Here is a 20,180-nt window from a genome sequence, read left to right as displayed (position 1 = left end):
ATCATGCACCTGCCGGGATTCCGATGCGTAGCGATGAAACACTAGGTACTGCAGATCTAGGGCTGCTCTATCGAACCCACCACTCGTGGTTACACGGCTGGCTAATCCGACGCATTGGATGTCGCGATAACGCAGCAGATTTGGCGCAGGACACCTTCGTACGTCTGCTCAAATCCCGTCAGTCCAGCCCCTTGCGCGAACCACGCGCCTATTTAAGCAGTATCGCCCGCGGACTGATGATTGATCAGTATCGTCGTCGCGAACTCGAACGTGCCTACTTGGAAAGCATCACGTTGCTGCCTCAACATGAGGTTCCCTCGGAAGAAAGCCGGCTGATGATTCTTGATGCGCTCGAGCGCATAGACCGCATGCTCGGTATGCTTAAACCAAGAGTTCGCCAGGCATTTTTATTTGCCCGACTCGACGGTCTAACCTGCGCGCAAATAGCCGAAAAGCTGGGTGTTTCCCGCGCGACGGTGGAACGCGACCTGGCCACGGCCCTGCAACACTGCTATCGCTTGCGTTATGTCGAGGCGTGAGCCGCAGGCGCTCAATCCGGCCATTGTTGAGCAGGCAATCCAATGGCTGGTGCGCCTTCGCTTCAATCAAGCCGATGAACAAACACAGCGCACTTTTGAGCACTGGCTGCAGCAGCGCCCGGAGCATGTGTTGGCGTGGCAGCGTGTAGAAACGCTTGGGGATGAATTCGCAGGCGTGCCAGCTCAACTGGCCCGACAAACCCTTAATGGTACCAATCACGGAATGCCGCGGCGGGAAAGCCTGAAGCTACTGGGCATATTGGCGACTGTTAGCGCTGCAGCCTGGCTCGGCCGGGACTATACACCCGTACCCGCCATGCTTGCGCAGCAGCGCAGCAGTACCGGCGAGCAACGACGCTTCCAACTCGATGATGGCAGCCTTATCCAGCTCAATAGCGATAGCGCCGTCGACAGCGATTTCGACGCCCAGCGACGCCTGATAATCCTGCGACGTGGGGAAATCATCGTGAATGTCGGCCCGGATCAACACTCGCCTCGAGCACGACCGTTCTGGGTGCAATCACGTGACGGGCTCATGCGCGCCCAGAGTTCCCGCTTTCTGGCACGCGAGCTTGACGATGGCACTCTGGTCGCGGCTCAGGAAGGATCAGTCACGGTTTTCCCCGGCTCCGGTCAAACTCCTGCGAGCCGCAGCGTCCAGGCAGGAAATCACCTGCTGTTCACATCAAGTGGCGCCCGAATGTTCAGGGACAACGGCCTTGATCTATGGAGCTGGGGTGACGGGGTGATCAGTGCGCGCAATATGCGCCTCAATGATTTCATCGCGGAGTTGTCGCGTTATCGCCCCGGGGTACTGCGCTGCGCCGAAGAGGTCGCTAATCGTCGCGTTTCCGGCACCTTCCAGCTCGCCGACAACGAGCAGGTCCTGGCATTGATCGCGCAGTCACTGCACTTGCACATTGATTATCGGACCCGTTATTGGGTGACCGTGACCGCTGCCACCTGAGCCCATCAGAACTTTGTGCTAGCTGAAAAATAATGAGGTAGCTTCTCATTCTCGTTCGACCTCTAAGGAAGGCCGGAATACAGGCCAGTCTGCCGATGTCCTTTCTTGGAGCGAGAAAATGAGTTCGTCCCCTGTTTCACAGCGCCATCCATTAAATCGTGCCTTGCACGGTGCGATTTTGGGTTTGATCGTAAGCAGCTACACATTGCCATCGCTGGCGCAAACGTCGAGCGCTGACCACAGCAATCAAGTGAAACAGTGGAACATCGCTGCCGGCCCACTGGCACCGGCGCTTGACCGCTTTGCGCGCGAGGCTGGCATCAGTCTTTCCTTCGACGCATCGAGTGTAGTGAACCGCACCACTGCTGGCGTGAATGGCACGCTCGATACGTCGGCAGCGCTGTCATCGTTGCTGCTGGGGAGCGAATTGCAAATCGAACAGCAAGGTCCGAATGCCTATCTACTGTTCCCTCAACCAAAGCCCGTCGGCCCGCTGGAGCTCGACGCAACGAACGTCGAGGACTACCGCCTTGCCCCCCTCATCATCAACGCCAAAGTCAGGGTCAGTGCCGACGACGACGCCAACTCGGTGGTCGCCAAGGAGCTCTGGGTTGGCGGCAAGGTGGCAACCAGCATTCTCAATACACCGGCCTCGGTGTCGGTTGTTACCAACAAGGAAATGGAGCAACGCAGCGTCAGTACCACGGAAGAGGCGCTGCAATACACGCCGGGCGTGGTCAGTGACTTCTATGGTACGGATGACCGCAACGACTATTTCCAGATCCGGGGCTTCCAGGCTACTACCTACCGTGACGGCTTGACCCTGAGTTCGATGCGCGGCGTACGCGAAGATCCATTCGCCTATGAACGCATAGAGATTCTGCGTGGCGCCAACTCCACGCTGTTTGGCCCAGCGGACCCGGGCGGTTCGGTGAATTTCGTGACCAAACAGCCGCGCTTCGAGCAGTTTGGCCAAGGCTATGTGACCTACGGTTCGTTTGACCATGTCGAGACAGGCATCGATGTGGGGGATGCGCTGAACGACGAGAAAACCTTGGCTGGCCGCTTTACTGCCAAAGGACAAAACAGCGACCGCGAGTACGATCACTCACAGGAGGACAACCGGTTGGTGATGGGTGGCCTCACCTGGGCACCCACGGATTACACGTCAGCCACCGTGATTCTGGACTATCTGAAAACTGAAAGTTCGCCCAACAGTGGCGGCTATCCGCTGGACAAGGAATACGACCGCAGCAAGTTTTATGGTGAGCCCAGCTACAACTTTCACGATGTAGAGCGCACCAGCCTCAGCGGTAACGTCACCCATGACTTCGACAACGGCTTCGTACTGCGCAGCAATCTGCGTTACAGCAAATTGACCGATGATTTTGGCTACGTTTACATCAGCGACAGCGCCGCACGTGTCGGTACTACCGTTGACCGGTATCTGTTTGGAACGGACAGTGAGGCCGACCAGTTCAACGGCAATCTGATGCTGCAATACGATGCCCGCTTCGAGAACATCGACAGCAGCAGCCTGGTGGGCGTGGAGTACCTCGATTCGACCACCAAGGAAAGCTCGGTCTACGCCCTGACGACCCCGATTGACATTGCAAATCCCGTGTTTACTGGCGTTCCACGCTCAATCATGCCGTATGCCGTCAACAAGCGAGACGCGACCACCAAGGCCGTGTTCCTTCAGCAGAACCTATCGTTCTACGAGCGTTTCATCGTCACCGCGGGTATGCGCAACGACTCGATGGACCTTACCAGCAAAGGCTTGCAATCCACTGAGAAAGACAACTTCTCCGAAACCTCCTACCGAGGTGCGTTGACCTATATCGTCAACGATGAGGTGTCCACCTATGTGAGCATGGTGGAATCCGTCTCGCCGCCTCAGGTTGGCGTAACACCGCAGACAGGCAGGCAGTACGAAGTGGGCGTGAAGTATTCGCCGATGGGGATGGACGCACTGTTCTCCGCAGCCGTTTATGACTTGACCCAGGAAAACGTCACCATCGCCGTGGTGCTGCCGAGCGGCATCATTGAGCAACAGACGGTGGGCGAATCGCGGGCGCGTGGCCTCGACCTGGAGGCCAAGGCGCAGGTGACGCGGAACCTCAGCCTGATTGGTGGCTACTCCTATATGGAGTCCGAGGTACTACGCGGTTCGTTGTACGACGGCAGCTCCCTGAAGGGTAATGAGTTCACCACGGCACCCAAGCATTCCGCTTCGCTCTGGAGTTATTACGACGTGCCTGGCACTGATGTCAGCGTTGGCTTGGGTGCGCGCTACGTCGGCTCTTATTACTTCGATGCAGCCAACTCCGGCAAAAGCGATGGCACCACGCTGTTCGACGCCGCCTTCAACTACGAGATCGCCAAGGGCACCGACCTTGCGGTGAACGTCAGCAACCTGCTGGATGAGCAGCACGTGGTCGGTTCCGGCACAGCGAACTTCTACAACCCAGGTCGCGAGATTACCGCCAAAGTGAGTTACAGCTGGTAAGCAGGCGTGTAAGCCTTTTCCCCATGTAGGAAGCGGTGCCCGCTATACCGCGGGCACCGTCAACTTGCCATCATTGTGCGAGTTGAAAAGCAAGAGCGTTCGATTTTCATCGTTACGCGCCAGCTGTTAACTGCGCGCCAGTAGCGCGAGATAACATCAACCTGTTTTCGAGCATCTGCGTCGGTTCCGACCGCGATCAACTCAGCTCGATGCCAAGCAGGCCCGCAGACTTGCGTTTCAATAACGGGTCTAATGAAGGCGCTGTCGCCTGTCGACAGGAGCGCTGGCATTTCACAAAAAAAGCCACTCATCTGAATGGCTTTTTCCTGAATCTTGTCTCGTCCTGAATAAGGTTTACACCTTCTGACCTATCCTCAGGAGGAACCAATGGATTCAGGAAGAAGGCGTAGTCAGCGTGATTACACGCTGGGCTTTAAATTGGCGGTTGTCGATCAGGTTGAAAAGGGCGAACTGAGTTATAAAGAGGCTCAACGGCGTTATGGGATTCAGGGCCGGTCGACTGTGTTGGTATGGTTACGCAAGCATGGGCGGCAGGACTGGAGCCAAGGCGCCTCCATTCGTGCCCAGAGGAACCGACCGATGGCCGAGCCAAATTTGCCGCTGACACCAGAGCAGCGAATCAAGGAGCTGGAAGAAAAGCTGGCCCTTGCCAACCAGAAAGCCCAATTTTTTGAAGCTGTCGTTGACGTGCTGAAAAACGATTACGGTGTTTCTGTCGTAAAAAAGCGATCCGGCAAGTCCTCAGCCAAGGGCAAATCGAAGGCCTGAGTGTCACCAGGGCTTGCCAGTTTCTGGGCATCTCACGGCAGGCGTATTACAAGCGCAATCGAGCTTACGACGCGCAAGCTAGCCATGCGCAAAAGGTGCTGGGGTTTGTGCTGGAGGCACGCCTTGAAATGCCTCGGTTGGGCACCCGTAAGCTGCATGGGCTAATGCAAGCCGAACCTGAACTAACGCAAACGGTAGGCCGAGATCGATTGTTCGATATTCTGCGAGACCATCGACAACTGGTCCCACGCAAACGCGCTTATCACAAGACTACCGACAGTCATCATCGCTTCCGTCGACATCCGAATCGGCTCAAGCCCGGCCCTGACCAAGTCACTGCCACCGGCCCGGAACAGGTGTGGGTGGCGGATATAACCTATTTACCGACCGAGCAAAGCGTCGCTTACGTAAGTCTGGTCACTGATGCGTTCTCGCGCAAAATAGTCGGCCATCATGTGCATGAAAGCCTGCATACCGAGTCAGTCATCCGGGCGATGACGAAAGCTCTTCGACACCGAAGAACCAATCAGCCACTGGTACATCACTCCGATCGGGGCTCGCAATACTGCTCTGATCTCTACCAAAAGCTGCACGCCAAGCATGGCGTCAGGTGTTCGATGACGGATGGCTACGACTGCTACCAGAATGCCCTAGCGGAACGAGTGAATGGGATTCTGAAAACAGAATTTCTTTTACACCGTCCCAAAGACCTCGCCCAAGCCAAGCGCATGGTTGAGGAATCGATAGAAATCTATAACCGTAAGCGACCTCATTTGGCCCTGAAATACAAAACGCCCGATGCGGTGCATCGGGCGTTTTGAGACTGAAACAGGTGTAAACCTATTTCAGGACTAGACATCTTGGAGCGGGAAACGAGACTCGCATCTGGCGTCCGACCCATTGAAATCTAAGGGGTTTATTTCCTTGCCGAAGCGGAAAAAGACTTAATTTTGGACTCCTTTTTACGCAGTAGCAAGGGTCAAGCAGGCAGGATTCCAGGCTCTGCCATTTCCTTCTATCCGTAGCCAATCGGACGGCAAGCGCCCGATCTGGACAGTTCATTATTTCTTGGATAATTAGATGGAGTCTGCAGTTGCTCCTGCTGTAGCGTCCCTGTGAGTTCAATGGTCCGTATCCGGAAACTGCAACCGACCTAAGCCGCACCCCATCATCAATTCGCTGGCGTTGCCATCCAACGTATGATTGATCGCTCAACGGACTCCTTTCGGTCGGTCGTTCAGCATCTACAAAATAAGGCGTGGATCAGAGAACAGCCGCACCAAACGGATATCGGCTCGGGCGGCCAGCCAACGCTCAGCTGGGAGCTAACTTTGAGACAGAAGTAGCAGCAGCCCTAACCGCTCCTGGCGTCAGACCGCACCATTTACGAAAAGCACGGTTGAATGCGGCTTCCGAGCTGTAGTTGGATCGCTCAGTGATTGACGCAATGCTCAGCGTAGTCTCTGTCAACATCTCGCTGGCTCGAGCCAAGCGCACATGGGAGACGAAGTGCCGCGGCGACATACCGACCGAGGCCATGAAGCGGCTGTTCAACGCCGAGCGGCAAACATGGGCGACCTCGACCAGATCCTGTAGACCCCAGTCCTTTTGAGGTTCCTTGAGCACTGCCGAAATTACCCGAGCGACAGCGGGATCGGCCAGTCCGTTGTAGATAGGCCCCGTATCCGGTTGTGAAGTGGCCTCCTTGAGAGCGATGGTCAGCAACGCCTCGGCTAGCCGGATTGCCGCGGGTTGCGTGACGGACCGACTCCCGCGCTGTACATCCAGCTCGTCATGGATAGCGTTGAGAAATGAACGATGCTTGTCCGCGAACCCCTTGAGCAACATCGGCCCGGGCAGGCCGTTGATCAAAGCGCCTGAGGTTTGCTTGTCGACGAACATAATGACCATGCGCAGCTCGAACAACTCACCGCCGCCGCCATAGTTGACCTGTTGATCAAGCAAAAGGCCAAGTGAAGGGTGGCCTTGGGAATCCGTTACATGAGGCTCCACTTGCGCGGCCATCAAATCACGGATATCAATACAAGGCGTATGGTCCGGCGCCATGATCCGATGATGCGTATGAAAAGGCAGCACCAACATGTCGCCCTGGCAGAAATTCATAGGCTCTACCGGCGCATCGAACGAAACGACGCACTGGCCTCGGTAGGCCTCGTAGATCACGAAGGTATCCGCTCCGTAACGGACATCCACGCCAAAGGGAGCGGTAAGGTTGGCATGGCCCGGCACGGCGGCAGAAAGTCGAATGGAACGAAGGAGAAGATCGAATGCTTCCGAAGGCAAGTAACGCGCCGGATTGGAAAGCGACCACAGTACCTCGTCGCGGTACTTGAAGAGTCCTTGATCAAGCGTTATCGGGTCCTGAGCAATAGCATTGGCTAGCTGAGACATACGCTTTCTCCAGCTGCGACAGCAGCGAGGCATCACGTGCCTGTTTATTGTTGTTACGCCAAACTAACGCACCGCCGCAGAGGCGTCCATCAGCTTTATCAGCAATATGCCCGTCGATGTCCATGGAAAAAGCCGTCAAGCACGCGCACGACAAAGCCGGTAACTCTGCACCGGCCTTGTCGAAAAACGTGACGCAAATGGTCTCAGAAGACTTTCCAACCCATGATCATCACTAGGCTGTAACCCGAGAAGGTGTTTTCTGCATCGTAGTTGGCCGCCGCTTTTACCTTGAGCTGGCTACCGATGCTCGGCAGAAACACGCTGACCACCGGGCCGACCGAGCCTGACGAAAACTTGCTGTCGTTGGTTCGCAGACCATTGGGCAGCTTGTCGCCGTCAATCTGCTTGGCTTGCTGTCCGGCAAGGCCGACCTGCCAATTTCCATAACGCTCGGTAATCGCCCAGTCCAGATTGACCACTGTCCCGGCGTCGAAATCGGTGTCATGGTTTTTTTGCGGCATAGAGTAGAACAACCGAGCACTGAATTCGGTTCCATCGCCCCCCAACGAATATTTCGGACCGGTCAGGTAGCTCACGGCCAGGTTCGGCGAAACGATCCAGGTGTTGCCACCGGTATTGACCGGCTCGTGCTTGTCATAACTCCCAGTGGGCATCGTAATGCCAAGACCACCACCGATGGTCAGGCCGTAAGGCAACGGCGCAAGTCCGGCATTGCCCGCCTCGCCTCCACCCAAGTACTTGCTCCAGAAGAACAGGTCGCTATAGATATCGGCGGCGCCAGAACTGCAATGGCGCTCGCCAAAACGAATGCAGCGGCGACCGTAACCGAACTGTGCCGAAGTGGCGACGCTGCCGCCGAATATCTTGGCGTCGTAGACGTAGTTGAACCCGACCACGCCGGCCGACGCATCAAAACCGGTGTCGAGCGGCACCTTGTCACCGTTGACGTCCCGGAAGTCATCGGAGGTCACGCCGATGTAACCGGCGCCCATGTAGAGCCCCGGCTGTGGGGGCAGATAAGCGGCGCCGATGTCGGTCCCACCAATCGGGCCACCATAGATGGGTGTCTCGCCGGCCAGTGCGGTGCTCATTATGAAAGCGACTGTCAGTCCAGCCAGAGCAGGAACGAAACGTAGTGTGGGTTGTACGCGCATGGAAGTTACCTCGATTATTATTTTTGTTTTGTTGCACCGGTCACAGGCGTTGGCGACCAACAGCGATGCGTCGTGGAACACCTCGCTACAACCTGCCCGGTACCGTTACCCGCTCGTTATTGCGCGTCTTGAATCCTCATTGCGGCTTTTGGGAACAACGCCAGGGCATTGCGGCCGATCTGCTCGATTTGCTCGCGCCGTAGTCCACTGAACGCCAGCAACTGCTGGATATTGGCGATGGCCGTGTGCTCGGTCGTACAGGGCGCCCCGCAATCCGAGCCGTACACCAGGTGTTCGGCGCATGTCATCGCAAGACCCGCCGACAGGCTCTGCTGCGATCCGGTCATCGCGGTGTCCAGATAAAGCGCCGCCAGTTGCTCGCGCATCTCCTGCTGGGATATGCGTTGCGGGTTGGGCACCCAGGACTCATTGCCGAGCAGAATCAAGCGTCCCGACAACGCCGGCAGCGCACCACCACAATGGGCGAGGATGAAGCGGATCGACGGGTAGCGCCTGAACATCCCGGCATAGAGCATGTCAGTGATAACACTGGCGGTCTGATAGGCAACCTCCAGCAATACGCCGGGTCGGGAGAACTGCCCCGGCACGGCGTGGTCAGGGTGTACGAACACCACCGCTGCGCGCTCATCGAGCGCGGCCCAAAGCGATTCCAGGCGTGGATCGGAGAGAAATACGCCGTTGTACTGGCAATACACCGCAAACCCATCGGCATCCAATGCTTCGGCCCGTGCCAGTTCCCGCAGAGCGGCTTCGGTATCGTCGGTGGGTAGGCCAGCCAGCAGGCCGAAACGGGCCGGGTGTCGGGCTACCCATTCAGCGCCGTAGCGGTTGCTCGCTTCCAGCGCCGCGTGGCTGGTCGGCACCAAGCTGAGCATCTGCATGCTGATGCCGACCTTGTCCATGTAGGCAAGACGGTCGTCCAACGACCAGTCCGGTGGCTGCTCGCCCGACCAGTGATCCTGTTGCAGGGCCTGCCACATCGCCGAACGTTGCTCGACCGAGCGCGGCGGACTGAAGTGCGCATGGACATCGATCCACGCGTCGACCAAGGTTTTACTGCTCATCATCAGGCTCTCCAGGATTCAGCCGTGCGCTGCGCGCGCAAGGTCAGGCCGCTGCGGCACCTGCTCGCTATCCGAGGCATGCCCCGTATCGAGCAATTGCGCCATGACCGACGGTAATTCAGCGGCGCCGGCCGAACTCTGCGCACGCCAGGCAACATGTCCGTCCGGCCTGACCAGCACGGCGCCATCGCTGCCCGTACCGCGCACACGCGCCCAGTAGCCCAGGGGGTCACGTACGGCGCCGAAACGGCTATCGATCTGTATGACGTTCACCCGCACACCTGTGCCGAGCAGGGCTGCTTGCGCCGCCTCGAACCAGGCGCCGCCGCCGCGGCCAGTGAGCAGTACGAACTGACCGCGTCCGACCAGATCCAGCGTGGAGATACGCCGCCGTCCCTTCTCGATCCATGCGTGCGGCAGACGCGCGCCTGGCCAGGTCGTTGGCATGTAGGCGACGTCTGGATGACCATCGAGTTGTGGCTCTTGCGAACCGTCGTCTACCCGCGCGCCAGCCCGATAGCGATACCCCAGCTCGATTCCCAGCGCGTTGAAGGCCGGGTCCAGCACCTCTTCTTTGAGCCGTTCGAACCCAGCGCGTCGGGCATCACCTTCCGGACTGTCCTCATGCAGTTGGAGCAGCGAATTCTTGACCTCGTCTGGCGTGGCGCCAGGGCTGACACCAAGGAACTCGGAATAGAAGCGGCCCCAGAAGCCCATCGCCGAATCCCAGGCACGATTGACGATACGCTCGCCCACCGGCTGACGCTCCAGCTCATAGCTCTGAAGCAGTTCGGGCCCGGCTTTGCCTTCCAACAGAAGCTTGAGTTTCCAGGCCAAGTTGTAGCCGTCAGCAACCGACGTATTGGAGCCAAGGCCATTCATCGGGGGATGACGATGTACCGCGTCGCCCATGCACCACACCCGCCCTTCGCCGTAGCGGGTGGCCCACATTTTATTCATGGTCCAGCGCGACACACCCTTGATGACGATATCGACGGTGCTATCGCCGATGACGGATTGCACTCGATTGCGGAGGGTCTCGGGATCACCATCGAAGGTCATGCCTGGCGGCATGGTCCAGCCGGCGATCCACTCGTCCCAAGGGGCGACGTTGACAAAGGTGGCCCCGTTATACATATCGGTAGACCAGAACATGGTCCCTGGGCGATGAGCGCAATAACGTGCCAGATCACCCTTGAACCAGACGTAGATGACTTCACCGATCCCCGCATCGCCGCCTACGCCCATCTGTCCTTCGAACGGCAGGGCCAACTCCTGGGCCACCTTGCTGCGGGCACCGTCGGCCCCGAGCAGGTAATCGGCACGTACCGTGTAGCTCACGCCACTGTGTACTTCGACGACCGTTGCAGTTACGCCCTGAGCATCCTGCACGAAGGATTCGAGCTTGTGACTGAAGCGAAGATCGGCGACACCCGCGTCCTCGATGGCCTCGATCAGCACCGGTTCCATGATGTTCTGCGGGATATTGCACATGCCGCAGGGACTCGCTTGAGCGTAACGTGCCGCGTGTTCTTCCCCGGCGCCCCATGCTTCGGAGCGATACACTTCCGGGCCTGCCATGGTGGTGATCCAGGCATTGCTCCACATGCCCTCGGCTGGAGTCGCCTTGGCTTTCACCGCCTCTTCGATGCCAAGGTCGCGGAAGATCTCCATGGTGCGCTGATTGGTGATGTGCGCACGTGGTGTGTGGGCCGCCCCGGGAAACATCTCCAAGACCATATGAGGAACACCATAACGACTCAGCGCCAGGGAGAGGGTCAGCCCCGCCGGGCCGGCCCCCGCGATCAGAACGGGTGTACTCAAGTCGTACGGAGCCTTCACGGTAGAATTGTTCATTACCGAGTTCCTATTCATTTTGTTGTTTTTTCCCGTAGCGGGATTTCTAGAAAAGTACGGTCTGAAGATCAGCCCGGCCGGCTATGCACGGTGGTTGAGGCACTGTGTTTCAGCAGATCCAGCGCCACGTCGACAATCATGTCCTCCTGACCACCCACCATCCGTCGCTTGCCCAGTTCGACGAGAATGTCGAGGGTCTTGACGCCGTACTTCTCGGCAGCCACTTCGGCATGGCGCAGGAAACTGGAGTAGACGCCGGCATAACCCAGGCCGAGCGTTTCCCGGTCAACACGCACCGGGCGATCCTGCAGCGGGCGCACCAAGTCATCAGCGGCATCCATTAGCTGATACAGCTCGGTTCCGTGGTTCCAGCCCATCCGCTCTGCTGCGGCAATGAAGACCTCCAGAGGCGCGTTACCAGCACCGGCGCCCATGCCGGCCAAGCTGGCATCGATGCGGTCGCAGCCCTCTTCCACCGCCACGATGGAGTTGGCCACGCCCAGGCTGAGATTGTGGTGTGCGTGCATGCCGGTCTGGGTTTCGGGGTTCAGCGTTGCCTTGAAAGCTCGCATGCGGTCGCGGATGTCGTTCATGTTCATGGCGCCGCCTGAGTCGGCCATGTAAATGCATTGCGCGCCGTAGCTTTCCATCAGTTTGCCCTGGCGGGCCAGCTCTTCGGGCGGGATCATGTGGCTCATCATTAGGAAACCGACGGTGTCCATGCCAAGCGAGCGGGCGTATTCGATGTGCTGTCTGGAAACGTCCGCTTCGGTGCAATGGGTGGCCACGCGCACGGTGCGGGCGCCGGCCTCGTAAGCGGCCTTGAGGTCGTGCACGGTGCCGATGCCCGGCAGCAACAGCACCGCAATACGCGCATGTTCGATGACGTCGGCAGCCGCTTCGATCCATTCCAGATCGCTGTGCGCGCCGAAGCCGTAATTGAAGCTGGAACCTTGCAGGCCATCGCCGTGGGTCACCTCGATAGAATCGACACGGGCCTTGTCCAACGCGCGAGCGATATCCTGCACGTTCGGGATCGAGTACTGGTGACGGATCGCGTGACAGCCATCGCGCAAGGTCACGTCGCAGATATAGAGTTTCTTGCTCATGCCGAGACTCCCATCGAATGCGCCATGCGCTCGGCGGTCGCCAGCGCAGCGGAGGTCATGATGTCGAGGTTACCGGCGTAGGCCGGCAGATAATGAGCGGCGCCTTCCACTTCGAGGAAGATCGACGTTTTCAGGCCGCTGAAACGGCCGTGACCGGGGATGTGCAGGGGCGCCGAGTCGGGAATCACGTCGAACTGCACCTTCTGCTTGAGGCGATAGCCCGGCACGTAGGCCTGCACGGCGGCGGTCATTTCCTCGATGCTGGCGCAGACCCTGGACTGATCCGCTGCTTCGCTGAGCACGAACACCGTGTCTCGCATCATTAATGGTGGCTCGGCCGGGTTCATGATGATGATCGCCTTGCCCTTGGCCGCGCCACCGATAACCTCGATGGCCTTGCTGGTAGTCTCGGTGAACTCATCGATATTGGCGCGCGTGCCAGGGCCGGCGGATTTACTGGCGATCGAGGCGATGATCTCGGCGTAATGCACTTTGGCCACGCGAGACACCGCCGCCACCATCGGGATGGTGGCCTGGCCGCCGCAGGTCACCATGTTGACGTTGAGTTGGCCCAGGTTCTGCTCCAGGTTCACCACCGGCACGCAATACGGGCCGATGGCGGCAGGCGTCAGGTCGATCAGCCGGATCCCCGGCTTGATGCGGCGCAGAAAAGCATCGTTCATGACGTGGGCGCCGGCCGAAGTGGCATCGAAGACGAAATCGATGTCCCGGAAGACCGGCAGGCGAGTCAGACCTTCCACGCCCTCATGGGTCGTGGCGACACCCAGTCGAGCCGCGCGAGCCAGGCCGTCGGAGCTTGGGTCGATGCCGACCATGGCGGCCATTTCAAGATACTTGGCGTTGCGCATGATCTTGATCATCAGGTCAGTGCCGATATTGCCCGAGCCGATGATCGCTACTTTGGCGGTTTTCATCAGACAGACTCCCCATAAGTGAACGACACCGCACCCAAGCCACCGATCTTCGCCATGATGTGGTCGCCGGGGGCCAGGGTGATCATCGGGCCCAGTGCTCCCGTTAGCACCACGTCGCCAGCGCGCAACGGCTCACCGGCAGCGGCCAGTGTCCTTGCCAGCCAGGCAGCGGCATTCAACGGATGTCCCAGGCACGCCGCACCAGCCCCTACCGAGGCGACCGCTCCGTTGACCTCCAACACCATGCCGCAGGTATACAGATCCAGTTCGTCGAGCGAACAGGCCTGCTTTCCCAGGACGAAACGTGCGCTTGAACCGTTGTCGGCGACGGTGTCAGCGAAGGTGATCTTCCAATCGGCGATACGGCTGTCGACGATCTCGATCGCGGCAAACGCGTGATGCGTCGCGGCGGCGATGTCGTCCGGCGTCGCGGTGAGGCTGGTCACGTCTGCCCCCAGCACCAACGCCACTTCGGCTTCAGCCCTAGGCTGCAACATGGCGTCGCAGTCGAGCACTCCGCCATCGATCAATTGCATGTCTTCGAACAGAACGCCGAAATCCGGCTGGTTCACACCGAACTGTTTCTGCACCGCCAGGGACGTCAGGCCCACCTTGCGGCCCACGATGCGGCGTCCCCGCTCTACCCAATAGCGAGTGTTGATGGCCTGCACCGCATACGCGCTTGTCGCGTCATCGGGAGCGAGGCCGTCGCGCAGGGGTGCGATGGGGCCCAGTTGATAGGCGGCACGCAGACGCTGGGCCAAAGAGGAATGGTCAGTCATCGCTCTGCTCCAGGAAACCGTGCACCAGCGTATTGAACTCGCTGGCTTTTTCCAACTGAGCCCAGTGGCCGCATTGTGGGAATACGTGCAGGCTCGCGTTGGGCAACAAACGCATCAGCAGCAAACTGGTGTCCCAGGGAATGACACGGTCTTCCTTGCCATAAATCAGCAGCGTGGGGTTCTGCAGTGGCGAGCCCACCAGGCGCTCCCACAGATTGAGCATCGGATGGCCCTTCCACTCGCGCGGCTTGAGAAGATCCGGATGAGTAGCCGCCTGATAACGCGCTTCGATCAGTTCAGGCGTCACCATCGACTGGTCGTACACCATGATGCGTACCGCTGCTTCGAGCTTCTCGCGAGTCGGACCTTCGCCTTGATAGAAGGCGCCCAGGATCTTGATGCCTTCGGTCATCATCGGCGTGAACATGGTCGGCGAACCGCCAGGCCCCATGAGCACCAGCTTTGCGACCAGATCAGGCCGTTTCATCGCCATGGTCATGGAAATCGTGCCGCCCATGGAATTGCCGATGAAGTCGGCCCTTTTCACGCCTAGCTTGTCGAGCGCCTGGGAAAAAACTTCCGTATAGAAGTCCGTGTCCTGGTAGGCGCTGAGAGGCTTGTCCGATTCGCCATAGTGCGGCGCATCGAAGGCGATGACCCGGTAAGTTGCAGCGAAGGCCGGCAGGTTGGTCCGGTAGTTGCTCCACGCCGACGCCCCAGGTCCTCCCCCGTGCAGCATCACCAGCACGCGGTCACCTACCTCGGTGTCGTGGTAATGAATATTGAGGCCATTAATTTCAATGAAACGTGAAGTGGTTTCAGCAGTGTGAATAGTCATGGTGGTGATCCTTCGTTACTTGGGCGCTTGAAACTGAGCTGGCATGTGGAATTCGTGTCCCCAGCTGCTGTTGGTGGGGTAATGGGTCACGTGCCAGGTTTCGTCGTCGATCTGGATGCCACCCCAACCGATTTCCACTGACCAGCCAGACGGCGTCAGGACGTAGAACGAGAACATGTTGTCGTTAACGTGCCGTCCAAGGTCGATAAGGATGTGGGCCCCGGCCGCACGTGCGCGGCTATAGGCGAAACCCACTTCGTCGAGCGAGTTCATTTCCAGAAGAATGTGATGCAGGCGTGGGCCATGGGTTGGCGGCATGTCGACGATGGCGAGGGAGTGATGACGTTCGTTCACCCGCATGAACATCGCCTCACAGTTGACGCCTGAAATGATCAATGAGTCGGTGCGCTTGAAGCCCAGCACCTTTTCATAGAAGTCGATCTGAGCGGAGTATTGAGTGGTCGAGAGCACCAGATGCCCCAGACCTTGTTCCTGAGTCAGGAATGGGCGCGCACCGACCGGCGACACGAATGGCTGATTGGCAAGTATCGTAGGTCCGTAATGGGCTTCGATCAGCACACCGTCGATATCCCGGAAGCGAATCATTTCCCGCACTGCTAACGCTTGTGCGTTGTGCACTTCCTCAAAGGGAATCTGCGCAGCGCGCAGAGCGTTACGCACGTTGTCTAGATCTTCGCTGCAGCGACATTCCCAACCCACGTAAGCGACATCATCATGATCACCGGGATGAATGATAACCCGACGCTGATGGAGGTCGGCGCGTAACACCAAAGAGCCATCCTCCAGCTCCTCACCGATTTGCAAACCCAGCACCTCGGGCGCAAATTTCTTCCACGCGCCGATATCGCGTGCGGTAAATCCGATATAGCCAAGGGTATCGATGCCCGACATGGTGGCTCCTCTTCGCATCATTATTCTTGTAGTGCGAGCCGTCTCGTTTGACGGCGTCTGAGGAGGAGTCTGCTGTATGGGCCAGCACCGGGTCATTACCCGATATACCGTTGTTCTTGATCAACCGTACGCACGACGCATCACCGTAGAAAAACTTTTCAGGCGCGGCTGACCATAACGATGGGACATGAATGAGGTGCCGACATGACCCAAGAGTCAGCAGAAAACAAGTGAGCGTTTATGACAGAGCACTATAAGTGCCGCGGCAGACATGGTTATGGGATGGCGGAGTCATGGCCGGCCGCAACTCGCCTAGCAAATGCCATCTTTTCACTGTTGAAGCGGCTGCTGTTCTTAATATCGACATCAAGAATGGCGCGCCCCCAGCACTGCCCCTCGATGCACGCCCATTGGTCGAATAACCCTAATCGTGTTGTCCAGACAACTGACGCGCAAGGCCGTTGCGCGAGCGGGGCCAAGGCTCATTGCGCAGCTAACAAATGAACTTAATGAATGATCCCACTGAAATGTTCAAACATTCAGCGGGCAATCTATCCAGCGCTAAGGCATTTCTCATGCAATCGGCATAGGGGACGGCCTTTCACAGGCCGTTCCCCTGCCACACCACCCGGCATGCGGGTCCGCACCGGGCGGTTCTCATGCAGTTGCTCAAGGCGCACTCGACTGTCGTGCCGCCATACAAGGTAGGAATCGCCCGTCCCTGATCATCCTGGATTGGGCTGAAGCGTGCATTGCCGTGCACACCGGGATTGAATTGATCTGGCTGATACTTATCTTGATGCACACGATGGAGCACGGCGCCCTTGGCAAGCACCGTGAGAGTCACGTGCAGCGTAGCCGCGGGAACCGGGGTGATGGACGCCGCCAAATCGGTGGCCGGTGTCGCCATGTTATCGCTGGACTCGGTACGCTGCTTAGCCATGGACAATGCCCTGGATCTCATCCAGTGCGGCAGCAATCACCCGATCAGGCGCCGATGCCAGCAGGTCCTGGGGCCTTTTACCACCCAGAAAGCTGTTATCTGACCGGAACCAGTAAGCCAGCCCCCAGCCGTCCTTGTGGCCACCGAAAGCCTCAATGACTTTGGCTAACGCCTTGAACGGCCGATAGCCCGCGTCCGGATCCAAGCCGTAACCCGGGAAATAGTCGACCCCACCATGATTGATAGCGAAGATCTGACCTTGCTTTTTCCACTTGTTGGGCTGGGCACTCGGGTTTCGGGTACTCAACTGGGCCACCTGCGCGATATCTGCGGAGGTCAACCAGTCACCGCTCTCCAGCACTGCTTTACGGGCTTGTACCAGCATCGCCGCTTCCTTGAGCAGACGAGGCGAAGGCGGCTTACGCGTCACAAACGCCTCGGCAAGGCGCTCCAGTGCCTTCGGATCCTGACGCTCCTGCAGCACCTCATACATCGAGGAGGCCACATGGGCAAAGTTTTCCGCCAACGCTTCAAATACGCCGAGCTTGATACGATCGAAAGACACGACCAGCACTCGATCCGCATGTGAGCGGCTCAAGCTAGCCCGCGCCTCCTTGGGCGTACCCACTAAGGTGGAGACGCCCGACTGCTCTGTAACGCTCATTGAAAATTTCCTCACCAGTTATCTACGCTATCTAATCCTAGCATATCTTGGATAACCCTAGCTCTAACCTAACAAGAAGCGCTCTCTCAACACAACTTTTCGTAGCAGCACACTGGCAAATGGGCGCATTGAGCAATACCCTGCCCGTACCGCCCCAACGTTACGAGCTGAAACATGTCAGGGATTGCCATATTTGAAAGCCCACGTTGGCTACGAGATCTTCTGCGCTTCTTGCCGCTGAAGAGCCAATTCGTCCTGTCAGGCAACATCCGCGACCTGCAAGCCTGTGAAGTGGCGCCGGGCACGGTGACCGCGCAGAGCTTCAACCAAACCCTCTGCAATGCCCTGCTCGATGCCGGCTACACCCAGGTCATCGCCTGGGAACCCGTGTCCGGTTTCCGCGCAATCGACAAACCCGGCTCCGCCCCTGAAGCCGGCCAGACGTTGCTTCAGGAACTTGGCTTGACTCCGGTCAATGGCGTAGCACCCGCAGGTATCGATCTGCTGGGCGCCACCCTGCCACGGCTGGTGGGTCGTGCTGGCGAACCTATCGCGCTGATCATCGATTTCGCCTCACGCCTGGTGGTTCGCAACGACTCCCTAAGCGCTGCTGAACACCAACTCTTCACCCAGGCCCTGGTGCAATCCCATCAGGCTCGCAGCCGTCCGGCCACAGAGTTGCGCAAACCGTTCTTCAACACCCTGCTATGGCTGGTGGAAAAAGAAGGCGATTTGCCCGACTGGTTGCTGGTCGACAACCCACGCCTGCGCCACATTCCCGTGTCCAAACCCGATCAATTGTCCCGCCGTGCGTTGGCACCGGCGTTGCTCAAAGGGCTCAGTGGCAGCCAGGGCGCCGGCGAAGGGGTCATGCACCAGGCTGTGGAAGCCTTCGTCCAGAACACCGAGGGATTGCTGCTGCTCGATCTCAGCGCCATTGCGCAACTGGCACGGGTCGAGGGTGTCGCCATGGAGCAGATTGCCGATGCGGTGCGCCGCTACAAAATCGGTGTCACCGAGGACCCGTGGCTGAAGATCGACCGTCAGCGTATCCGGCATGCGGACGCGCTCGTCCACCAGCGGGTCAAAGGCCAGGAGCATGCGGTGACGCACATGCTCGACATCGTCAAGCGTGCGATGACAGGCGTCGGCGCCAGTCGCAAGGGCAACCGTCCACGGGGCGTAGCCTTTCTCGCGGGGCCGACCGGCGTGGGCAAGACCGAACTCGCCAAAACTATTACCAGCCTGCTGTTCGGCGACGAAAGCGCATACATCCGCTTCGACATGTCGGAATTCAGCGCCGAGCATGCCGATCAACGCCTCATCGGCGCACCGCCCGGCTACGTCGGCTATGACGTCGGCGGTGAGCTGACCAATGCTATCCGCGAGAAGCCATTCAGCGTGGTGTTATTCGATGAAATCGAAAAAGCCCACCCACGGATTCTCGACAAGTTCCTGCAAATACTCGACGACGGAGTGCTGACTTCAGGCCGCGGTGATCGGGTGTACTTTTCGGAGGCCCTGATCGTGTTCACTTCCAACCTGGGAATCTATCGCCAGGGTGACAATGGCGAACGCGTTGCCAACGTCCTGCCGGGCGAAGCCTTCGAGCAAGTCCAGGACAAGGTGCACAGCGAGATCGACCGGTATTTCAAGCTCGTGCTCAACCGGCCGGAAATCCTCAATCGAATCGGCGAGAACATTATCGTCTTCGACTTCATTCGCGAAGGCGTTGCAGTGCAGATCTTCGAACAGATGGTCAACGCCACCTTCGATGACCTGCTGGGACAGAACCTGTTTATCGAATTGGCCCCCCAGGCACGCCAGACACTGCACAACCTCTGTCTGCAGGACCTGTCCAACGGTGGCCGGGGCATTCGTAACCAGTTAGAGGCACGCCTGCTCAATCCCCTGTCGCGGGCACTGTTCGATCAGGACGCGCAACCGGGCGAGCACTTCACGATCACCGAGTTGGACATCACCGGACTGAAGATGGAACGTCGCTGAACATGGACCTTAGCCTGTCGCGCATGCATTTTCCTGTCACTACCCTCGGCCCAGGGCGGCGTATTGGCATCTGGTTCCAGGGCTGCAGCATCCGCTGTCCAGGCTGCATCTCTGCCGATACTTGGGGCCCCGGGCACCGACGCTTGTCGCTGGAGCAACTGCTTGAACAGATCACCCCCTGGCTGCTCGAGGCCGAAGGAATCACCATTTCCGGAGGGGAGCCGTTCGACCAGTTCGACGCCCTGCGATCGCTGCTCGAAGGCCTGCGTCGGCTCAGCGAACTCGACATCCTGGTCTACAGTGGATACTCCCTGGAGCAACTCGACGAGCCGTTGTTCCAGACCAAGGGCTTGATAGATGCCTTGATCAGCGACCCCTATATCGAAGCACTCAGTCAGACCATGGCCTTGCGCGGCAGTGACAATCAACGTCTGAGCCTGCTCACGCCACTGGGCCGGGCACGCCTGGGTCATTACGAACGCCTGCTCGAACCCACCGACAAGGCGCTGGACCTGATGTTTGACGAAAGTGGCAGCGTTTGGATGGCCGGCATCCCACGACGTGACGACCTGTTGCGCTTACGCGATCTGCTGCATGAACAAGGCCATCATTTACAGATCAGCGCACACGCGTCGCGACGCCGCTGAGTGGAGCACA

Annotated in this window: 17 protein-coding genes; 6 read left to right on the top strand and 11 right to left on the bottom strand. The window is 58.6% G+C overall.

Annotated features, from left to right (window positions below):
• The first annotated feature begins 23 nt into the window (after positions 1-23).
• From PSH84_RS15885 to PSH84_RS15870, 4 genes are all read left to right on the top strand, one after another.
• Positions 24-539, top strand: coding sequence for a sigma-70 family RNA polymerase sigma factor (locus PSH84_RS15885; protein WP_047229725.1), 516 nt, complete (start codon positions 24-26; stop codon positions 537-539).
• Entirely contained in the window at positions 526-1,506 is a 981-nt protein-coding gene (locus PSH84_RS15880; protein WP_305470537.1) for a FecR domain-containing protein, read from the top strand. The genes PSH84_RS15885 and PSH84_RS15880 overlap by 14 nt, the downstream gene beginning before the upstream one ends.
• 118 nt (positions 1,507-1,624) lie before the next feature.
• Positions 1,625-4,015 (top strand): TonB-dependent siderophore receptor, encoded by a 2,391-nt coding sequence (locus tag PSH84_RS15875; protein WP_305470536.1) that lies wholly within the window; start codon positions 1,625-1,627, stop codon positions 4,013-4,015.
• Positions 4,016-4,402: 387 nt separating this feature from the next.
• Positions 4,403-5,625 (top strand): IS3 family transposase gene (locus PSH84_RS15870; protein WP_122568800.1). Its coding sequence is split into 2 segments (ribosomal slippage): positions 4,403-4,754 and positions 4,754-5,625, totalling 1,224 coding nucleotides; the frame shifts between segments, so codons are not numbered across the junction.
• Positions 5,626-6,118: 493 nt separating this feature from the next.
• On the opposite strand, the gene PSH84_RS15865 is transcribed toward PSH84_RS15870, so the two are convergent.
• From PSH84_RS15865 to PSH84_RS15815, 11 genes are all read right to left on the bottom strand, one after another.
• Positions 6,119-7,216 carry a helix-turn-helix domain-containing protein gene (locus tag PSH84_RS15865; protein WP_305470535.1) on the bottom strand — a complete coding sequence of 366 codons (1,098 nt, stop codon included), beginning with the start codon at positions 7,214-7,216 and terminating at the stop codon, positions 6,119-6,121.
• Positions 7,217-7,419: 203 nt separating this feature from the next.
• Positions 7,420-8,328 carry a SphA family protein gene (locus tag PSH84_RS15860; RefSeq protein ID WP_305481354.1) on the bottom strand — a complete coding sequence of 303 codons (909 nt, stop codon included), beginning with the start codon at positions 8,326-8,328 and terminating at the stop codon, positions 7,420-7,422.
• Between the two features lie 179 nt (positions 8,329-8,507).
• Positions 8,508-9,479 (bottom strand): amidohydrolase family protein, encoded by a 972-nt coding sequence (locus PSH84_RS15855; protein ID WP_305470533.1) that lies wholly within the window; start codon positions 9,477-9,479, stop codon positions 8,508-8,510.
• Between the two features lie 15 nt (positions 9,480-9,494).
• Positions 9,495-11,333, bottom strand: coding sequence for an FAD-dependent monooxygenase (locus PSH84_RS15850; protein ID WP_305470532.1), 1,839 nt, complete (start codon positions 11,331-11,333; stop codon positions 9,495-9,497).
• 68 nt (positions 11,334-11,401) lie between these two features.
• Positions 11,402-12,442 carry a 4-hydroxy-2-oxovalerate aldolase gene (dmpG, locus tag PSH84_RS15845; RefSeq protein ID WP_305481353.1) on the bottom strand — a complete coding sequence of 347 codons (1,041 nt, stop codon included), beginning with the start codon at positions 12,440-12,442 and terminating at the stop codon, positions 11,402-11,404.
• Positions 12,439-13,377, bottom strand: coding sequence for an acetaldehyde dehydrogenase (acetylating) (locus PSH84_RS15840; RefSeq protein ID WP_305470530.1), 939 nt, complete (start codon positions 13,375-13,377; stop codon positions 12,439-12,441). Before PSH84_RS15840 ends, dmpG begins: the two co-directional genes overlap by 4 nt.
• Positions 13,377-14,159, bottom strand: coding sequence for a 2-keto-4-pentenoate hydratase (locus PSH84_RS15835; protein WP_305470529.1), 783 nt, complete (start codon positions 14,157-14,159; stop codon positions 13,377-13,379). Before PSH84_RS15835 ends, PSH84_RS15840 begins: the two co-directional genes overlap by 1 nt.
• Positions 14,152-14,997, bottom strand: coding sequence for an alpha/beta fold hydrolase (locus PSH84_RS15830; RefSeq protein ID WP_305470528.1), 846 nt, complete (start codon positions 14,995-14,997; stop codon positions 14,152-14,154). The genes PSH84_RS15835 and PSH84_RS15830 overlap by 8 nt, the downstream gene beginning before the upstream one ends.
• Positions 14,998-15,012: 15 nt before the next feature.
• Positions 15,013-15,909 (bottom strand): VOC family protein, encoded by an 897-nt coding sequence (locus PSH84_RS15825; RefSeq protein WP_305470527.1) that lies wholly within the window; start codon positions 15,907-15,909, stop codon positions 15,013-15,015.
• Positions 15,910-16,510: 601 nt separating this feature from the next.
• A complete protein-coding gene (locus tag PSH84_RS15820) occupies positions 16,511-16,852 on the bottom strand; it encodes an RES family NAD+ phosphorylase (protein WP_305470526.1) in 342 nt (113 codons plus the stop codon).
• The gene (locus tag PSH84_RS15815) at positions 16,845-17,516 is read right to left on the bottom strand and encodes a hypothetical protein (RefSeq protein WP_028236619.1); all 672 of its coding nucleotides are present in this window, start codon (positions 17,514-17,516) and stop codon (positions 16,845-16,847) included. Before PSH84_RS15815 ends, PSH84_RS15820 begins: the two co-directional genes overlap by 8 nt.
• Before the next feature lie 174 nt (positions 17,517-17,690).
• Here PSH84_RS15815 and PSH84_RS15810 point away from each other — a divergent pair, with 174 nt between their 5' ends.
• Together PSH84_RS15810 and PSH84_RS15805 are read left to right on the top strand one after the other, a co-directional pair.
• Positions 17,691-19,523: an AAA family ATPase gene (locus tag PSH84_RS15810; RefSeq protein ID WP_305470525.1), complete on the top strand. Its 1,833-nt coding sequence runs from the start codon at positions 17,691-17,693 to the stop codon at positions 19,521-19,523.
• Positions 19,524-19,525: 2 nt separating this feature from the next.
• A complete protein-coding gene (locus PSH84_RS15805; protein WP_305470524.1) occupies positions 19,526-20,170 on the top strand; it encodes a 4Fe-4S single cluster domain-containing protein in 645 nt (214 codons plus the stop codon).
• The last annotated feature ends 10 nt before the right edge of the window (positions 20,171-20,180 follow it).

The organism is Pseudomonas beijingensis (assembly GCF_030687295.1).
Classification (GTDB): Bacteria; Pseudomonadota; Gammaproteobacteria; order Pseudomonadales; family Pseudomonadaceae; genus Aquipseudomonas; species Aquipseudomonas beijingensis.
Note: the sequence above shows the minus strand (reverse complement) of the source record. Positions and strands in the feature narration are given on the sequence as shown.